Consider the following 16,839-nt stretch of genomic DNA (forward strand, 5'->3'; position numbering starts at 1 on the left):
CCCACTCATCTGTCTAGGCGTTCCTGGCATCTCGACCAGGAGTTCCTTAAAAGCCTTAGTTTTGCTATGCTTGCAATTAAGCAATCCAAGCTCGATTGCATCAAGTAAACTAAGTCCCATTCCTTCCAAGAAACGCGCGGTACGACGCAACAATACTGCCTGTACCTCGGTTTTAACCATGTACCGGGTGATTTCCTGATCCGTACCTCTGTCAAGGATATTTTTGGCAGCATTATGGTCAGCCTGCAACACGACCCCATTAAATCTGGTAAAACTGTCCCCGCTTCTTTTCCCCAGAAGGGTTCCGGTCACGGAGTCAATTTGCGACGTGTAACTAGGCTGGACTTCTTTCACAACCGACCCAGTCCAATTAGCCCATTTCTGTAACGAATCCCGCATTACTCCTTTCATCCAACTATTGAGCTTGCGAGACATCGCCTTGGACTGGCGTTTATTTTTGATTGGTTGTGTTAAATCTTCCGCAAAAACTAAGAGTGATTCGCCATTAAACAGCGATTTAGAAGCAGCTCCTATTATTGCTGTAAGCTCTGACTGATTCTGTCTGTAGCGCTTATTTTCTGTCTTTCGGTTTAAATTATTTTTTAGTATTCGAGCCGATTTGACTGGATCTAGTTTTTCCAGTTTTCTATGTATTGCCCAAAGCTTCCCTCGATTACGATTCTTGGCACAAATACGGTCGGACTTTTCAGTAGTCGCCTTGCCCAAGTTCAAACCATGCCCTTGGCCATCTGAGTCATAGAAAGCCTCTGTGTACCCTTTATCTATCCCAACAGGACGGCGGTTGGCGGGTACTTCTACGGTTCCATAGTCTACTAAGAAGTGAATCTCAAATCTTTGTAAAGTTTGATTGTGGATTAATCTAATCTGCCCACTTATTTGGCGATTAGATCTGACGATTATTCTGTTTCTTTTTCCTCTTCTTAATCCAGCTAGCTCTAACTGATAAGTGTTGCGGGAGAGCCTTCTGCACTTATAGCCTACTTGTTGATAAACTATCTGATTTTTGACCCAAGAATGTCCTCGCTGAAACTCCTTTCTGATCAGTCGGTGAAGGAGTGGACTGTCCATAAATGCTAAGGTCTTAAGCTGAAAGCAAAGTTCTTTTCTGGTCTTTTGATTGTCCTTCCCCGGAAATCGTTTGTAGATTTTCTTGATTACCGCATCGGTACAGGCCGCCTGGCTCGCTGTAATGGCTTTCGCTACATCATTAATAGTCCAATCCATTAACTTAGCAGGTAGCCCCAAGGTATCGGGAGTCCTGAAGCTCTTCACTTCCGGGATAGCCTTTTTCCAGTCCAGTCCCCAATGGTTAATGCTTCCGAGTTTGTTGTAAGACTCAGCCCTGACGACACCTAGTTTTTTCATTACCTGCAACAACTCAAACTCTACCGACTTACTCATCCCCACCACGGGGACAATTTGAGTCGATAGTCTCTTGGGATAGCCCACTTTCTTTGGCATCGTCAACTGCTGTGTCTTCTTTCTTGACTATACTCTAGCGCTAGCAAAATGTCAATGTCGGTTTTGTACAGTTAAATACCGTTTTATACCTATTTATTGGGGTTTAGTTGCGAGACTAGCAGGAACGCCATTGGGATAGCTAGAACGACATAGGTTGGGAGTGTCAAGCCAACAGCCACCCCATATGCCTCAATGTAACGCTCTATAGTTAGTTGTCCTAGCAGTTTCGCCTCCAGTTTTATTAATATAATTAATTATAGTTATAAATTATTGTTATAGCGGTTTTCGTAGTAATGAGGTAAACAGGATTTTTTCCCACTTCCGTTCCCCCCTTATTAAGGCTTCCGTTCCCCTCTTATTAAGGTCCCCCCTTATTAAGGGGGGTTAGGGGGGATCCCTTTCCCGACTCCCTACTCCCGACTCCCGACTCCCGACTCCCGACTCCCGACTCCCTACTACCGCCCAACCCTGCGACTGTGTACCTGACCTATTTGAGAAATGCTAGATCATACCGGTGGTCGGCACACCACTCCCAGACAAAACCCATGCCAATCATCTAGTCCAATCCCATTAGCTACTTCTTGATTGACCCTTGTATGTTACGGCTTTACACGTAACTTTCTAAACTTGATATAAGCCAACAAGTAACAGCCGACAACCAAAGAGAGGTCTTCTGTCTGATGGAGTTATACAAACCTGGGCTTGTCCCTGACGATCCCTTGAGAAAAAGAAAACGGTTTAACCAAGCCTCCCTAGGTTTAGTCTCTACTCTAAGTTTTCCAGTAATTGTTAGTACTGCTGACGCCATGCTCAAGTCAGCAGAAGTTACCCTTGTGGGTTATGAAAAAACTGGTAGTGGTCACTGCACTGCCATTGTGCGGGGAGCGATCGCTGAGGTGAGAATTGCTGTGGAATCGGGTAAGGATTATGCTCAACGAGAGGGTGAGTTGCTCTCTTCGACAATCATTGCGCGACCACTTCCCAACCTGGAAGTGATATTTCCCATCGGTGTTCACCTACTCGATCAAGTTAACCAAAATCATCGTAGCCGGGTCAGTAATCATGCCCTAGGTCTTTTAGAAACCAGGGGATTGCCAGCAATGGTTGGTGCCTCGGATGCCATGCTCAAAGCTGCCAATGTACAGCTTACTGCCTACGAAACCATTGGGGCGGGTTTATGTACTGCCATTATTCGGGGTCGTGTGGCAGATGTAGCCGTTGCTTTACAAGTTGGAATGGCTGAAGCCCAGCGTATTGGTGAACTAACCGCTGTGACAGTGATTCCTAGACCTCTTGAAGATTTAGAGAAAAGCTTGCCAGTAGCGAGTTGCCTGATGGAGGAGCAACCACAACCCTTGAGAATACCAGTTAAGGTAAAGGAAGCAGAAAAAGAGCTAGTAGAACTACCAGATTTAAGAAACTTACCCATACGTACCAAAGATTCATAATAGCTACCATGGAAAAAAGTCCACCATGAACACTATGAAACTCTCTTTTCCCCATTCCCCACTCCCTACTCCTGACTTTAAAGACTGTCAAAGACTAAGATCTATATCCTCATAGGAGTAATATCATTGAAGCAAGCCACATTGCATCAGTTAAGGGTCTTTGAAGCAGTCGCTCGGCACCACAGCTTTACACGAGCTGCAGAGGAACTGTTTCTCACCCAACCCACTGTCTCTATGCAGGTGAAGCAGCTAACCAAAGTTGTTGGTATGCCTCTGTTTGACCAGGTAGGTAAGCGAATCTACCTGACCCAGGTTGGTGAGGCACTAGTTAAAACCTGCCGCGATATCTTTGAGAATTTAGACCAGTTTGAGATGAAAGTGGCAGATCTCAAAGGTTTAAAACAGGGGCGTCTGCGCTTAGCAGTGATTACAACTGCTAAATATTTTATTCCTCGTTTACTCGGTCCGTTTTGCCAGCGTTATCCAGGCATTGATATTTCTCTGCAAGTCACCAACCACGAATACATCCTTGGTCGTCTCAGTGAGAATCTAGATGACTTATACATTATGAGTCAGCTTCCGGAAAACCAGGAGACCTGCTATAAACCAGTGCAAGAAAACCCCCTGGTTGTGATCGCACGGGTCGATCATCCTCTAGCTCAGGAAAAAAATATCCCCCTTAAACGTATAGCTCAAGAAACCTTTATTATGAGGGAGCCTGGTTCGGGAACACGCAAAGCTGTACAAAAACTGTTCGATCACCACCAGATTTCACCAAAGGTGCGGCTGGATTTGGGTAGTAATGAGGCAATTAAGCAAGCGATCGCAGGGGGTTTAGGAATTTCTATATTATCTCGTCATACCTTAATTTTAGAAGGGGTTAACTCTGAGCTGGTGGTTTTGGATGTAGAACACTTTCCGATCGAGCGTTACTGGTATGCTGTCTATCCACGTAGCAAACAACTATCGATTGTTGCTGGTACTTTTCTAGATTATCTATTGAGTTCAGAGCCACTGATTTGCCAAAAATAACATTGCTCAATAGCGCAAGCAAACCAGCTGTATCCTCCTTTTGACCAAAAAATTGGGTTTCAAGCCCCGTCCTTCTAGGACGGCTTTATTTCTTTTTGTGCTATAATATGACGTAGAGTTGTTCCACGTCAAAATGATAGTTTTAGAGTTTAAGGTCAAGGGGAATAAAACTCAGTATGCCGCCATTGATGAGGCGATACGCACTGGTCAATTCGTCCGAAATAAGTGCATCCGTTACTGGATGGATAATAAAGGTATAGGACAAAAAGACTTGTATCGCTATAACACGTGGCTGAGATCTGAATATCCTTTTGTTAAAGACTTAAATTCTCATGCCTGCCAAGCTTCAGTGGAAAGAGCTTATAGTTCAATTTCTAGGTTTTACGATAAATGTAAAAAACAAGTCCCTGGTAAAAAGGGTTACCCCAAGTTTAAAAAGTTCTCCCGGTCAGTTGAATACAAGACATCGGGCTGGAGACTCTCACCTGATACTAAGTCGATAAAATTCTTAGACAAAAAAGGAGTCGGAAAACTAAAACTAAAGGGAACCTGGGAATTGTGGCGTTACGACCATAAATTGATCAAGCGAGTCAGATTAGTACGTCGCGCAGATGGTTATTATGTTCAATTCTGTGTCAAAGTTGATATTAAGGAATCTCTAGATCCCTCACATACCAACGTTGGATTAGATGTAGGGCTAAAAGAATTCTACACAGATTCTAAGGGAAACACAGAACCAAATCCAAGATTTTATCGTAAGGGCGAGAAGCGGCTGAAGTTTTATCAGCGCCGAGTTTCTCGTAAAAAGAAAGGCAAGGCCGTAGGCCACGCTTCGCGAACAGCTAACCGTAAGCGCGCCATTAATAGGTTAGGTAGGACGCACCTTAAAATAAGTAGGCAACGTGAAGAACATGCGAAGAGACTCGCCCGTTGCGTAATCCACTCTAACGACGTGGTCGCTTACGTTCGCGAAGCGTGCCGAAGGCAAGATTTAAGGGTGAAAAATTTGGTCAAAAATCATTGTCTTGCTAAGTCTATTAATGATGCAGGTTGGTATCAATTTAGAAGGTGGTTAGAGTATTTTGGACAAAAGTTTACTAGGCAAACGGTAGCCGTTAATCCTGCTTATACTAGCCAAAATTGCTCAAACTGTGGTGAAGTTGTCAAAAAATCGCTATCTACTAGAACTCATGCATGTTCATGCGGGTGTGTGTTGGATTCGCCGAAGGCGACGCTACGCGAACGCGATCATAATGCAGCTATCAATATTCTAAAAAGAGCTTTGGGTACTGTAGGGCATACAGGAACCTGGATCATCGATCCAAACGCTTTAGGAGATCCGACCTCTACTCTTCCTGATTCCGGTCTGGAAGAGCCACGTTGGGTCGTTGATTAAAGAATCCCCGCTCTTATAGGGCGGGGAGTGTCAAGGAACAGCTGGCTATTAAGCTTTTGTGCAAAGGTGCTATTGCTCAATTGGTTGACGCGCGATTTATTAAGATTTATTCAAATAATTTTGAGCTTGTTTGAGAGCGATCGCACCAATATTGTAAACTACCCAGCCTAGTGCCAGGAGTAAAGGCAATAAGACTATTAATAGACGTAAATCCATGATTCTAGTGTCCTCCCTATAATGCTTGAAGTTTTTTTAACCTCCCACCCCTACAAGGAGTGGGCTTGTTGGTTGAAAAAGTTGCTGTGACTAAGTAATATCACTCCTACCAAGCTAGAGGGGTAACCTCCCTCAGCTTGTCTGCCCTGTACCGGACGGTACGTAGTTGTTTATTAATATAGTCGCACCTATGGGTCAATTTTTTTTAGTTAATTTTTCAGTAACCTGATCACCCATTTGTCCAAGACGTTGGACGGTTCTTGGTAAAACTTAACCAAAGTTAATCAATGTTACCCACACTTGACTAATTGGTAAGGAATCGGTAAAAAGCGATACAGGGCTTTTGTGATCGTGTTTTTCTCAATTATTGTCCATTGTTCCGGGATCGGAAGTTCTCTGTTCCGGGTTTGGGCCAACGGCAGCGAAGTATTAGGTTACACTAAATCCTAAATCTTTGCCTTTACCTGCATGAACTAGAGCCAACTTTTCATAGTGCCGTGCATGTTCAATCAGTTCAGCGGCTTGAGCCTCCGAAACATCCCGTAATTTTTTGGCAGGGACACCGACTACCAGGGACAGAGGAGGAACGTCTTTACTAACCACAGCTCCAGCGCCTACGATACTACCATGACCCACACGAACCCCATCGAGTACCACTGCTCCAATACCAATCAAGCTACCCTGTTCAATATATGCTGAATGAATGACAGCGCGATGACCGACAGTGACATGGTCTTCTAAAACTGTTGGCTTGCCGGGATCTCCGTGTAAAATTGCGCCATCTTGAATATTAGTGCGATCGCCAATCTCGATGCGCTCCACATCACCTCTGACTACAGCACCATACCAAATGCTAACTCCTGCAGCTACGGACACCTGACCCATAACTACAGCATTAGGGGCGACAAAGGCAGCAAGAGACAGATCTGGGGGAGGCCAAAAAGATGTCAATATTGGGGTTTTAGGTAGAGGATGATCCACAATTAATCACAATAGGGAGATAATGGTAATTAATACCTTAGGTTTTACATAGGTTTTAGAGTGGGGTCACTTAGACCAACAGCAATAAATACCCAGTTATAATGATGGAGCCATTAGGTAATAGCATATACCTCTAAGGCAATCTTTAGCATTTAATGATTGATTCTAGCTTGCAGTACCCGATATTCGGTTCAGAAATAAAATGTCCTCACTGCCGTCAGATAATTCCGGCATTGACGTTGACTGACACTTACTTGTGTCCACGTCATGGTGCGTTTGAAGCCAACCCAAAAACTGGGGAACTGATTCATTTACAATCTGGGCGTCACTGGCGTCTATGGCAAGATAAATGGTACCGACAGCACACTCATCCTGATGGAATTCGCTTTGAGATTCACGAAGCCCTAGACAAGCTATACACTGAAGGATATCGGGCAACACGGGTGATTATTGCCAGTCGTTATCGGGATTTAGTGAGTGCCTACCTAGAGCGCAGTACCCCCTGGCGAGGGAACTCAGAGTCAGGCCAACCCAGGTTGTATGGCTTGCCGGTAGAATTTAGCCCAGAACCTGAGGAAGAACCTTGTTGGGCAGTGATTAATTTTGATTTGGAAAAAGAACCAGGGGTACCTGTGCGCTACCCTTATTTCCGATTGTTTTAGTGATTGCTAGATTGGTAGATTGGTGAGCACGTGATTAGTGATTAGCGCTTGGTGATTTCAGTACACCTGTTGTTGGTTACAAAGGAATAAGGGTAAAGGAAAAAGGCCAAAGGACAAAACCCATGCATCACGCTTCGATTCGCACAGCCAATATTCATCGCGCGATCGCATTTTATGAGAAGTTGGGATTCACGGTATCTGAACGCTTCACTACCGGCATGACTCTAGCGTGTTGGCTGAAGGGACTGGGGGGACGCTTGGAACTGATCCAAATTCCTGAACCATTACCAGCACCAGATGCCTTTGGGGATGAGCATTATGTGGGGTATTACCACGTGTCTTTTGACCTAACTGATAGCGCTACTGACTTGCCAAGTTGGTTAGAGTGCTTGAAAGAAAGTTTTAAAGAGGCTTCTGAGCAGAACCCAGAGCAGTTTCAACCGTTGAAGGTTCTCTTGGAACCTACCCAACAGATGATCGGTAATCGTGTTTATGAGGTAGCGTTTATCGCTGATACTGATGGTTTACCGTTGGAGTTTTTGTATCTACTAAAAACCTAGACCTAGACATCGGTTTTAGGAAGTGGGGAGTCGGGAGTGGGGAGTCGGGAGTCGGGAGTCGGGAGTAGGAATGCCCTGAAAAAAAAATTACTAGTCTGTATAGCGCTTTTTACGCTAATGAGGTAAACATAATTTTTGCCCTGTTCCCTCTTCCCCTCCTGGGAGGGGTTAGGGGTGGGTTCCTCTTCCCTGTTCCCTGTTCCCAGATCCGCTGTTCCCTAAAACCAGAAACTCTGTACCTCACCAAATTGAAAACCGCTATATTGGTCACTTTTACCTTTTGGCTTTGACCTTGTGCCTTCTTTGCCGTCGTTCTGCTATCGACTGGCGGCGACTTTGTATAGACACAACTTTCGCCTCACTACTCTCTCGTGCCACCCGAATCAACAACCCAGCGGAACACAAACTGGAAATCATCGAACTTCCCCCATAACTAAAGAATGGGAAGGGTAAACCAGTAGTCGGCAGAGCCCCAGAAGCGACACCAATATTCAACAGAGACTGTCCTACAATAAACAGCATTGCTCCAATCGCGATTAACTGATAGACTCGGTTTCTTGCCTTAATAGCTACAATCACCGCTAGGGTCATGTATGTCATCAACAATAACATTAGCGCTATACTACCAGCAAAGCCAAATTCCTCAGCAAAGACAGAAAAGATAAAATCAGTGTGTTGAATGGGTAAATAGAATAACTTTTGTTGGGATAACCCAAAGCCAGAGCCCCAAGTCCCACCGGAGCCAATAGCTAGAAGACTTTGAACCAATTGGTATCCATCTCGCATTGGATCAGCCCAAGGATTTAGGAATGACATCACCCGACGCCGCTGGTAATCCTTAATGCTGATACTGAGTACTGCCAGCAGGACACCACCAAATGCTGTACCTCCCAAGTAAGAAAACGGTAACCCTGCTGCTAGAGCAACTAGCCACAAGGTCATCCCACAAAGTGCTGTTGTACTCAGATTAGGCTGTAACAAAATTCCCACCAACACCACCATAAAAATCCCCAGCCACGTGAAACGAGTCCGCCACTGAAGCCGGTCCCACTGCCCAAATACCCGAGCTGCTTGTAACACTAGAAACGGCTTCATTAACTCTGAAGGTTGCAGGGGAACCGAACCGAAAGATAACCAGCGAGTTGCCCCATTAACCGTTGTGCCCACACCAGGAATTAAAGTCAATAACAGCAGCACCAACAGCCCCAGGACCAACCAATGGCTGATCTTTAGCAAATAACGCAACGGTGATCGCACCAATAGGTTAAATCCCACTAAACCTAAGACTACCCACATCAGCTGTCGCTTGACGTAGTATGTTCCATCCCCTAACTCGACATCTGCGATCGCATAAGAAGCTGAGAAAAGAATTACTATTCCGATCAACAGCCATAGAAACGTTAACCACTTCAGTAACCGAGCACTAACTGCCCAGTCTGTAGTAGAGGGGTTAAATAAGAGAATCAGGTTACGTAGAGCCACGTTTAATCAGGTTGGTTGAAGGTTATGTGGTTGTTCGCGTAGCGTGGCCGAAAGGCCAAGGTTATGTGGTTGTTCGCGTAGCGTGGCCAAAGGCCAAGGTTATGTGGTTGTTCGCGTAGCCTGGCCAAAGGCCAAGGTTATGTGGTTGTTCGCGTAGCGTGGCCAAAGGCCAAGGTTATGTGGTTGAAGGTTGTTCGCGTAGCGTGGCCGAAAGGCCAAGGTTATTTGGTTGTTCGCCTTTGGCCTTTGGTTTCTTGTTTATAGCTTTTCTCATAGTAATGAGGTACACAATCTTTTTTCCCTGTTGCCTGTTGCCTGTTGCCTTTTGCCTATTCCCTAACATCCCAAATGTACCTCACCGAATTTAGAAATGCTATATCTTCCCTCTGTTGCCTCTGTTTCCATCCCCCCATTTTCCACCAAAAATCAAAAAGGGGTCGTAGTAGACCCCCTGAAATTTTTTTATAAACAGCTATTATCGAAAAATTATTACAAACCGGTGTTTGTACCTTGCTTACCAGTTGCCAGCTTAACCTTAATAATTTTGCCACCCATTTTCTGGATGCGCTGCTGCTCACGGAACCAGTTATCGTAGGAAACTAGCTTGGTAAAAAAAGTATTCTGTAACTCCCGTTGTGTCCTAATTCTGCTTTGGCTTGGCACACAAGCAGTTATTTCAAACGTCCGCATGAGGTTATTTCTCCTAGTAAAATTCAAGAAAATTTTAATTCTGGTTTGATTCCAATATGTCTAAAAAATCCCCTATCGCCTATAGCGAGGGAATAAATTCGTTAATCGAATATCTCAACTATTCCAAAGTCTGGGAGTTAATTGTCAATACTAGACTGTCAAAACTCCTCTGCTTGACTGACGTGAGCCAGATTCGCCTTTAACAAGCTAGCACTCACAATCAACTTCCCAGACCTTAATTACACAGACAACTACAGGCTGGCGAATTCCATCAACACTAGCTAAGTTAGCTTAAGCCAGAGCAGATGTAGTCAAAGTATACACCCATTTCCTTACCCGCATCAGCACCAACTAAGCTAGCGGTAACTTCCTTCATGCCTTGGATGGAATTGGTGGTATTGCCAATGGGAACACCAAGGGAGTTGTAGGTTTCCTTCAAGCCATTGAGTACCCGCTCATCAAGGATCGATGGGTCACCGGCCAACATCGCATAGGTAGCATAACGCAAGAAGTAATCCATGTCACGGATACAAGCTGCGTAGCGGCGAGTGGTGTACATATTGCCACCTGGACGAGTGCTGTCGGAATACAACAGGGTCTTAGCAACCGCTTCCTTAACGATGGTAGAAGCATTAGCACTAATGGCAGTTGCTGCACGTACCCGCAGCTCACCAGTTTGGAAATAGCCCTTGAGCTTTGCCATAGCGGAGTCGTCCAAATATTTGCCTTGGACGTCGGCAGAGTTGATAACAGCAGTAATTGCGTCTTGCATGATTCTATTTCCTTATTTAACTCAAGTTGTGATTATCGGTTCTACAGACAAACTTTGCCATCATCAGAACACTAGGCCAAGGAGTATTTATTGCCCTACAACAATCCACCAATCACATAGTCGAAGTAAGAGCCAGCTTCAGCAGCATCGTCCCCAGACATCATGCCAGTAGCAATACCCTTCATGCAACGGACGCTTTCGGCAACAGCATCAATGGAGGTACCTAAAGACTTGTACATTTCCTTAGCACCTACCAGACCAATTTCCTCAATTGGTGTGGTATCACCAGCAACAATACCGTAGGTAATCAAGCGTAGGTAGTAATCCATGTCCCGCAGGCAAGTAGCGGTCATTTCTGGACCGTAGGCATTACCACCAGGAGATACCACATCTGGACGCTTTTGGAATAGTTGGTCTCCAGCTTGCTTAACAATTGTCTCACGGGAGCCTGTTAAGGTTTGAGCGATACGTAAGCGCTGCTCACCAGAAGTAACAAAGCTTTTGATACCGTCTAATTCACTAGGGCTCAGATAGCGAGCCTCAGCATCTGCATTCACGATGGATTTCGTGACAATACTCATAGATGGATTCCTCCAGAAAAAAATATTACCAGGTTTTTTAAACTGGCATTTCCAAGAATGAACGCTCTCTAACTAACCTTGCGGTGTAATTAGAGCTTCTGTAGCATTGCAGTTACCTGCAATGTGCCGGGTAAATCGCCGTTCTCGATACGCCGTCGGAACTTCAGCCGACGCACGCCCCAGCAAAACTTGGTTTGGCTAACCCCGCCTAAATCAAAGGCATAAATCAAAGCAGGTTAATCATACACCTAGCTTCCGGGAATATTTTGCTACAGATTGTTGACATTTTTCCTAGCTTCGCAACACATCTTAACATTTTCCCTAATAAAGTTTGAAAGGTCAGTTACAGGTTAGTGGCCTGAGTTAGAGGTTAAAGGTTGAAAGTTTAACCTTTAAGGCTAGTCCAACCTACCGACCACCTCCAAACCTTCAACCTTCAACCTTCAACCTTCAACCTTCAAACCTTCAACCTTCAACCTTCAACCTCCAAACCTTCAACCTTCAACCTCCAAACCTTCAATTTTAAACTTTTAACCTTCAACCTTCAACCTTCAACCTTCAACCTTCAACCTTCAACCTCCAAACCTTCAAACCTTCAACCTCCAACCTCCAACCTTCATAATTCAGACTTTTTACTGACTGAGCCGCTGATAGGGGACTACGTCTTCACCAAAGAAGCGGGAGTATTCTCGACTATCAACCATAGCTGTTACTGCAGCTTCTAGACCCTGTCCCGCCAACAGCTGCTGGTAGGTTTGAACCTCACCGTGAGTGTTAGGGTTACGTCCGAGTAAGTGCCGGAACAATAACTCGACCACTTTGGCAGGGGGATAAGGCTGGTAAAACCGCTGACTATAGCTGTTACTACTGGCCAAGGCTTTAACAAACTGCCGCACCGAAATTTCTCCATTGCGCAGTTGACTGTCTAGATGCTGTTGCCGGTATTTTGGTGGTACTGGTTCACCGAATAAATCCAGGACTTGGTCATAAATGGCATCAATCACCACTGCGGTTTCAACCTGAGAAATGTTTGGGGTGATGCGGAAAATCCGTGTCGCCTTAGCAGATTTGGGATTCAAGGTTGAGTGCTTCCGATTAGAAGAACGACCTACCTTGGCCAGCTCGGAAGGGTTAGTAGCCACCTGCCACTTTTGGGCAGCCATATCTGCGATCGCTTTTCCGGTCAGAGGTAGCTTAGACGAATCCATGCGAGGCTGGACTGGATCAAAGCTTGGTACCACCACATCACTATTCTGCTTGGTCTGCTGATTATACAGCTTCTCGGTGTTCGGGAAATTAGCAGCTGGTAAGGTGGGGAAGCGGCGGTACGGGACGGTATCTTCTCCAAATGCCTGAGCATATTCCATGCCATTGACCATTGCCCCAATAAAGCTCCGAATCCCTTCAGAGGCTAGAATTGCGTTGTAGGTCTGGATTTCCTTCTGATTTAAGGGGGCACGTCCTAGGAAGTGCTTGGTACCCAGTTCAATCACCTTGGTGTTGGGGTAGGGGGTGTAGAACTCTTTGATGTAGAGATCAGAACAACCTAAGCCTTCAATAAACTCCTTGAGATTAATTTCGCCATTGCTCAGTCGGCTTTCCAGGGAGGTAAATGCTGCTTGGATCACATAGGGTTCAAGATCCCGCTCAAATATCTGCCGATAAGCTGCTCCAATCAGGACTTTCAACGCTGGCTTATCATTAAGGTCGATCAGCTTAAAGATCTTAGTTTGTTCACGCTGTACACTAACCCCCTGATTAATCCGGAATTCAACTTCCGGTTCGGTGAGCATCTCTTTGCCCATACCCAGCTCAACAAAGCGAGGTACTTTCTCCTCAGCCATGATTGCCATTGCTGATGTCACGCTACCAGACACTCCTCCGGTGCGCATTTTTAAACCAGCCGCCGTCACATAGCGCTCATAGGGAACCGTATCTTCCCCAAATGCCTCAGAGTACTCTTTGGTGTTGACAATTGCCTCTACTACACCGTAGAAACCTTTTTTATAGGCAACATCATAGTAACTGTTCATCTCGGAGCGCCCATAGCTAGGACGACCGAGTAAACGTCGGTGGATATATTCTATTGCCTTGACTACATACAATGGTGTCCAGTAACGTTTGCGGAAACCATCAGACTTCGCCAGCATTAGGATAAACTCGCGGACGGTAATTTCACCGTTTTCCAGCCGAGCTTCCCCTGAAGTCAGCCGTTCCCCTTCATAGGGCATAAAGCCAAACACTCGCAGGTAACAGGCACGAATTACCCTTTGAGTAGAGCTTTCAGCAAATTTGATACTCTTGTCTTGTGTACTAGGGATCTGGTCAAGGCGGATCACCTTAGAGCCAAGGGAACCGGGGGACATACCCCTTGCCCCTGGATTACTATTTTGGTTATTGATTCCTGGGCCTTGGTGGATCAGCAGGCGTTTAGTATCTTTGCCAAAGAGAGCGGGGGTGGTAGTAGGATTCCGGGTTTCTTTCGGGAAAATTGCCCCAAACTGAATTTCCAACGAGTCATTACCAGAACCATAGACATGTTGGTCAGGCAGCGGTTGCTCGTACTTGGCAAAGGTATTGAGAAACTGGGCATCCTTACGGAAGGGAGCACTATAGCGCAACAAATCTTGCTGCATGCCCCAGTTACGGCATTCTTGAGCCTCTTGACCATAACCCCTCAGATAGGGAACCGTTTCTTCCCCAAAGTAATCAGAGTATTCCTGAGAATCCACCAGGGCATCTACTAGAGCGGGTAGACCACCATCGGAAACAATCGAGAAGTAGCTTTGGACTTCTTCCCTTGAAGATGGACCCCTACCTAGGAAATGGCGGAAAGCCAGTTCTAAGGCTCGACTATTGATAAAAGGTTCAAAGAATTGCTTCCGGTATAGTTCAGATTTGCCCAAACGGCGAACAAACTCCTTCATGGAAATGTTCCCGTTTTTAACTAGAGATTCCAGATAAGAAATCGACAAACCGTAGGCGCGGGTAATGTCACGCTCAAAGATTTGCCGGTAGGCAGCTTTAACTACCTCAGTTTTTTCTGAGGATGACAGACCGGGCTTCATCACAAACTTAGGACGCCGCTCGGCTGCATTAAAGTAACTTTGGGGCAATTGCAGCCCTTGTTGGTCTATGGAAGGCCGTTGCCGCAGTTTATCGGAGGGTGTAGCAGCTTTAAATTCGTTCAGGGTAATGTCAAAGTACTGGGCAACAATCTCCTGTGCCGACTGATCACCTTTGAAATAATCTAGTGAAGCCGCCCGCATTCCCTGGATTGCCACGATGGTGGCATCAGCTGAACAAGCATTTTCAATGACTTCCCGCAAACCTCGAACATTAACCACTAGGATGTTGGGGTCACCAGCAACAATGGCGTAAGTGATATAGCGCAACATCCAAGATAGGTCCCGCAAGGACTTTTGCATATTCCTCGGGCCATAGCGGTTGATGTCGATGGGACGGAAACCTGGTGGGGTTGGTCCAGTCGGAGAACTAAACAGAGCGCGGAATCCCCCAAACAATCCACCTCCACTCTCGACAAAGGTACTAGTTCCCAAGGTTTTGGTGTCGGGAACCCCTGTAGCGCCAGCCCCTACTAGGGCAGGTGCTTCCTTAGGCTTTTCCAGGAAAGCCATTGGGGAACCACCCACGAAAATCCGGTTAGCCGCCTTGGATACGATTAGGTCTGAGTTTTTGGTAATCAGATCAGCAATTGCTAAACGCTTTTCTCCGGAACGGAAGTAATCCAGTAGCTCGTTGATCTCTCCATTTCCTAAGAAGCGGTCTTGCTGTTCTGCTTGGATAATGGTTGCAGATGGGACAGTTTGATAGAGTTGCACAGGGGCAACTGAGCTTCCACCACTTGCCTTGACACTCATTGGTTTGTTAAAGCTCCTAAATTTTTATGCTGTCATTGCGGACTTATGCCGCAGTTAATAAACACGTTTTAGACACCCATTTGGTGGGTAGGCATTTGATGTTAGTCCTATCCAATCTCACTTTGGAGCAAGGGATAAGGATAACCTACTAGGTCGTAGGTTCCCTAGAATTTCCCAAAATGGATGTCATTGGTAAACTCGACTAGCTTTTAGATTAAAACTTTTCTGATCTCTACGGTTTATTTATTAAGAATTGTATAGAATTTAGGGGATCGAGTTCAGGATTGATGGCCATTGATCCCAGTAAACCTTTGAGATTATACTTTATTTTCGTAAAAAATTTCCCCGAATAATTAAGTTTTGTAAAGTTTTGTGATGAAAACCTCTCAAGAAACCGCTGCTGCCGTTGAGCGCCTCTACGATACCTACCCTTTTCCCCCAGAACCCTTACTCGATGAGCCACCTCCTGGATACAACTGGCGCTGGAATTGGCGAGCTGCTTATAGTTTTTGTACTGGGCACACACCCCAAAGAGAGGAGATTCGGATTCTAGATGCTGGTTGTGGGACAGGGGTAGGCACAGAGTATCTAGTTCACCTCAATCCCCAAGCCTCAGTAGTGGGGATTGATCTTAGTGCTGGGGCTTTGAAGGTAGCCCAGGAACGCTGTCGCCGCTCAGGTGCTGATCGGGTCGAGTTTCATCACCTGAGCTTGTACGATGTTGACCAAATCGAGGGTCAGTTCGATCTAATTAATTGTGTGGGAGTGTTACATCACTTGCCAGACCCGATCCGTGGGATTCAATCTATAGCTAAGAAACTAGCACCGGGGGGCTTATTTCATATCTTTGTCTATGCTGAATTAGGACGCTGGGAAATTCAGTTGATGCAGCAAGCGATCGCACTTTTGCAGGGTCAAAACCAGGGAGACTACCAGGATGGGGTGAAGGTCGGTCGTCAATTATTTGAAGCTCTCCCAGAAAACAACCGAATTGTCAAGCGAGACCGGGAACGCTGGGCTTTGGAAAACCATCAGGATGAATGCTTCGCGGATATGTACGTTCATCCCCAAGAGATTGACTATAACATTGAAACCCTATTTGAACTAATCGATGCGGCTGGCTTGGAGTTTCTTGGGTTTTCCAATCCCCGCTACTGGCAGAAAGAGCGCTTATTTGGCAAGAATCCAGAGTTAATGGCACGCTCAGAACGTCTGAGTGAACGGGAGCTATATCGGTTAATTGAATTATTAGATCCTGAACTGACTCATTATGAGTTTTTCCTCACCCGTCCTCCCTTAGAGCGAGTAGATTGGTCAGAGGATAAAGACCTGTTAGCCGCAATTCCAGAACGGCACCCTTGTATGACCGGTTGGCCAAGTAAGTCCCTATTTGACTATGATTACCAGCTGGTTAAGCTATCAGACCAGGAATTTACGTTTCTCGAAGCCTGTGACGAGAATGGTAGCTCACCCGACGACTCATCCCAAGCCCAAACCGTAGCAGAAATTATCAAGCATGTTAACTTCGATTTAGATGGAGTGCGATCGCTACTCCAACGGCAGTTGATTATGCTCAAAATTGATAGTTGATAATTCAAGCATTCAGCGGTCAGCGGTCAGCGGTCAGCGGTCAGCGGTCAGCGGTCAGCGGTCAGC

Annotated in this window: 15 protein-coding genes; 6 read left to right on the plus strand and 9 right to left on the minus strand. The window is 45.7% G+C overall.

What is annotated here, in order from left to right; genetic code table 11:
• On the minus strand, positions 1 to 1,482 hold a 1,482-nt coding region (locus F6K38_RS23490; RefSeq protein WP_287357576.1), incomplete at its 3' end, for a zinc ribbon domain-containing protein.
• 680 nt (positions 1,483 to 2,162) lie between these two features.
• Between F6K38_RS23490 and ccmO the strand changes: the two genes are divergently transcribed.
• The 3 genes from ccmO to F6K38_RS23505 all read left to right on the plus strand — a co-directional run bounded on the left by ccmO (position 2,163) and on the right by F6K38_RS23505 (position 5,358).
• Positions 2,163 to 2,930 carry a beta-carboxysome assembly protein CcmO gene (ccmO, locus tag F6K38_RS23495; protein WP_287310850.1) on the plus strand — a complete coding sequence of 256 codons (768 nt, stop codon included), beginning with the start codon at positions 2,163 to 2,165 and terminating at the stop codon, positions 2,928 to 2,930.
• Positions 2,931 to 3,056: 126 nt separating this feature from the next.
• Positions 3,057 to 3,962: a LysR family transcriptional regulator gene (locus F6K38_RS23500; protein WP_008180092.1), complete on the plus strand. Its 906-nt coding sequence runs from the start codon at positions 3,057 to 3,059 to the stop codon at positions 3,960 to 3,962.
• Positions 3,963 to 4,095: 133 nt separating this feature from the next.
• Positions 4,096 to 5,358: an RNA-guided endonuclease InsQ/TnpB family protein gene (locus F6K38_RS23505; RefSeq protein ID WP_287310848.1), complete on the plus strand. Its 1,263-nt coding sequence runs from the start codon at positions 4,096 to 4,098 to the stop codon at positions 5,356 to 5,358.
• Positions 5,359 to 5,457: 99 nt separating this feature from the next.
• On the opposite strand, the gene F6K38_RS23510 is transcribed toward F6K38_RS23505, so the two are convergent.
• Together F6K38_RS23510 and F6K38_RS23515 are read right to left on the minus strand one after the other, a co-directional pair.
• Entirely contained in the window at positions 5,458 to 5,574 is a 117-nt protein-coding gene (locus F6K38_RS23510) for a photosystem II protein Y (protein WP_008180095.1), read from the minus strand.
• Between the two features lie 429 nt (positions 5,575 to 6,003).
• Entirely contained in the window at positions 6,004 to 6,528 is a 525-nt protein-coding gene (locus F6K38_RS23515; RefSeq protein WP_502709590.1) for a gamma carbonic anhydrase family protein, read from the minus strand.
• Positions 6,529 to 6,710: 182 nt separating this feature from the next.
• On the opposite strand from F6K38_RS23515, the gene F6K38_RS23520 reads away from it, so the two are divergent.
• Together F6K38_RS23520 and F6K38_RS23525 are read left to right on the plus strand one after the other, a co-directional pair.
• On the plus strand, positions 6,711 to 7,217 hold the full coding sequence (locus F6K38_RS23520; RefSeq protein WP_044492328.1) for a TIGR02652 family protein: 507 nt from the start codon (positions 6,711 to 6,713) through the stop codon (positions 7,215 to 7,217).
• A gap of 122 nt (positions 7,218 to 7,339) precedes the next feature.
• The gene (locus F6K38_RS23525) at positions 7,340 to 7,777 is read left to right on the plus strand and encodes a VOC family protein (protein ID WP_008180100.1); all 438 of its coding nucleotides are present in this window, start codon (positions 7,340 to 7,342) and stop codon (positions 7,775 to 7,777) included.
• Between the two features lie 273 nt (positions 7,778 to 8,050).
• Here F6K38_RS23525 and F6K38_RS23530 read toward each other — a convergent pair whose 3' ends face one another.
• The 6 genes from F6K38_RS23530 to F6K38_RS23555 form a co-directional block, all read right to left on the minus strand.
• Entirely contained in the window at positions 8,051 to 9,259 is a 1,209-nt protein-coding gene (locus F6K38_RS23530) for an FtsW/RodA/SpoVE family cell cycle protein (RefSeq protein WP_008180102.1), read from the minus strand.
• A gap of 2 nt (positions 9,260 to 9,261) precedes the next feature.
• Complete coding sequence (locus F6K38_RS23535) at positions 9,262 to 9,387, minus strand: hypothetical protein (RefSeq protein WP_267873720.1); 126 nt, start codon at positions 9,385 to 9,387, stop codon at positions 9,262 to 9,264.
• Between the two features lie 361 nt (positions 9,388 to 9,748).
• Positions 9,749 to 9,949, minus strand: coding sequence for a phycobilisome linker polypeptide (locus F6K38_RS23540; RefSeq protein ID WP_008180106.1), 201 nt, complete (start codon positions 9,947 to 9,949; stop codon positions 9,749 to 9,751).
• 286 nt (positions 9,950 to 10,235) lie between these two features.
• Complete coding sequence (gene apcB / locus F6K38_RS23545; protein WP_008180109.1) at positions 10,236 to 10,721, minus strand: allophycocyanin subunit beta; 486 nt, start codon at positions 10,719 to 10,721, stop codon at positions 10,236 to 10,238.
• Positions 10,722 to 10,816: 95 nt separating this feature from the next.
• The gene (gene apcA, locus F6K38_RS23550) at positions 10,817 to 11,302 is read right to left on the minus strand and encodes an allophycocyanin subunit alpha (RefSeq protein ID WP_008180111.1); all 486 of its coding nucleotides are present in this window, start codon (positions 11,300 to 11,302) and stop codon (positions 10,817 to 10,819) included.
• 632 nt (positions 11,303 to 11,934) lie between these two features.
• Positions 11,935 to 15,183 (minus strand): phycobilisome rod-core linker polypeptide, encoded by a 3,249-nt coding sequence (locus tag F6K38_RS23555; RefSeq protein WP_008180113.1) that lies wholly within the window; start codon positions 15,181 to 15,183, stop codon positions 11,935 to 11,937.
• A 375-nt stretch (positions 15,184 to 15,558) separates the two neighbouring features.
• Between F6K38_RS23555 and F6K38_RS23560 the strand changes: the two genes are divergently transcribed.
• Positions 15,559 to 16,773: a class I SAM-dependent methyltransferase gene (locus tag F6K38_RS23560; protein WP_287357578.1), complete on the plus strand. Its 1,215-nt coding sequence runs from the start codon at positions 15,559 to 15,561 to the stop codon at positions 16,771 to 16,773.
• Positions 16,774 to 16,839 lie beyond the last annotated feature (66 nt).

Origin of the sequence: Moorena sp. SIO3B2, from assembly GCF_010692525.1 — a bacterium.
In the GTDB taxonomy this organism is placed as follows: domain Bacteria; phylum Cyanobacteriota; class Cyanobacteriia; order Cyanobacteriales; family Coleofasciculaceae; genus Moorena; species Moorena producens.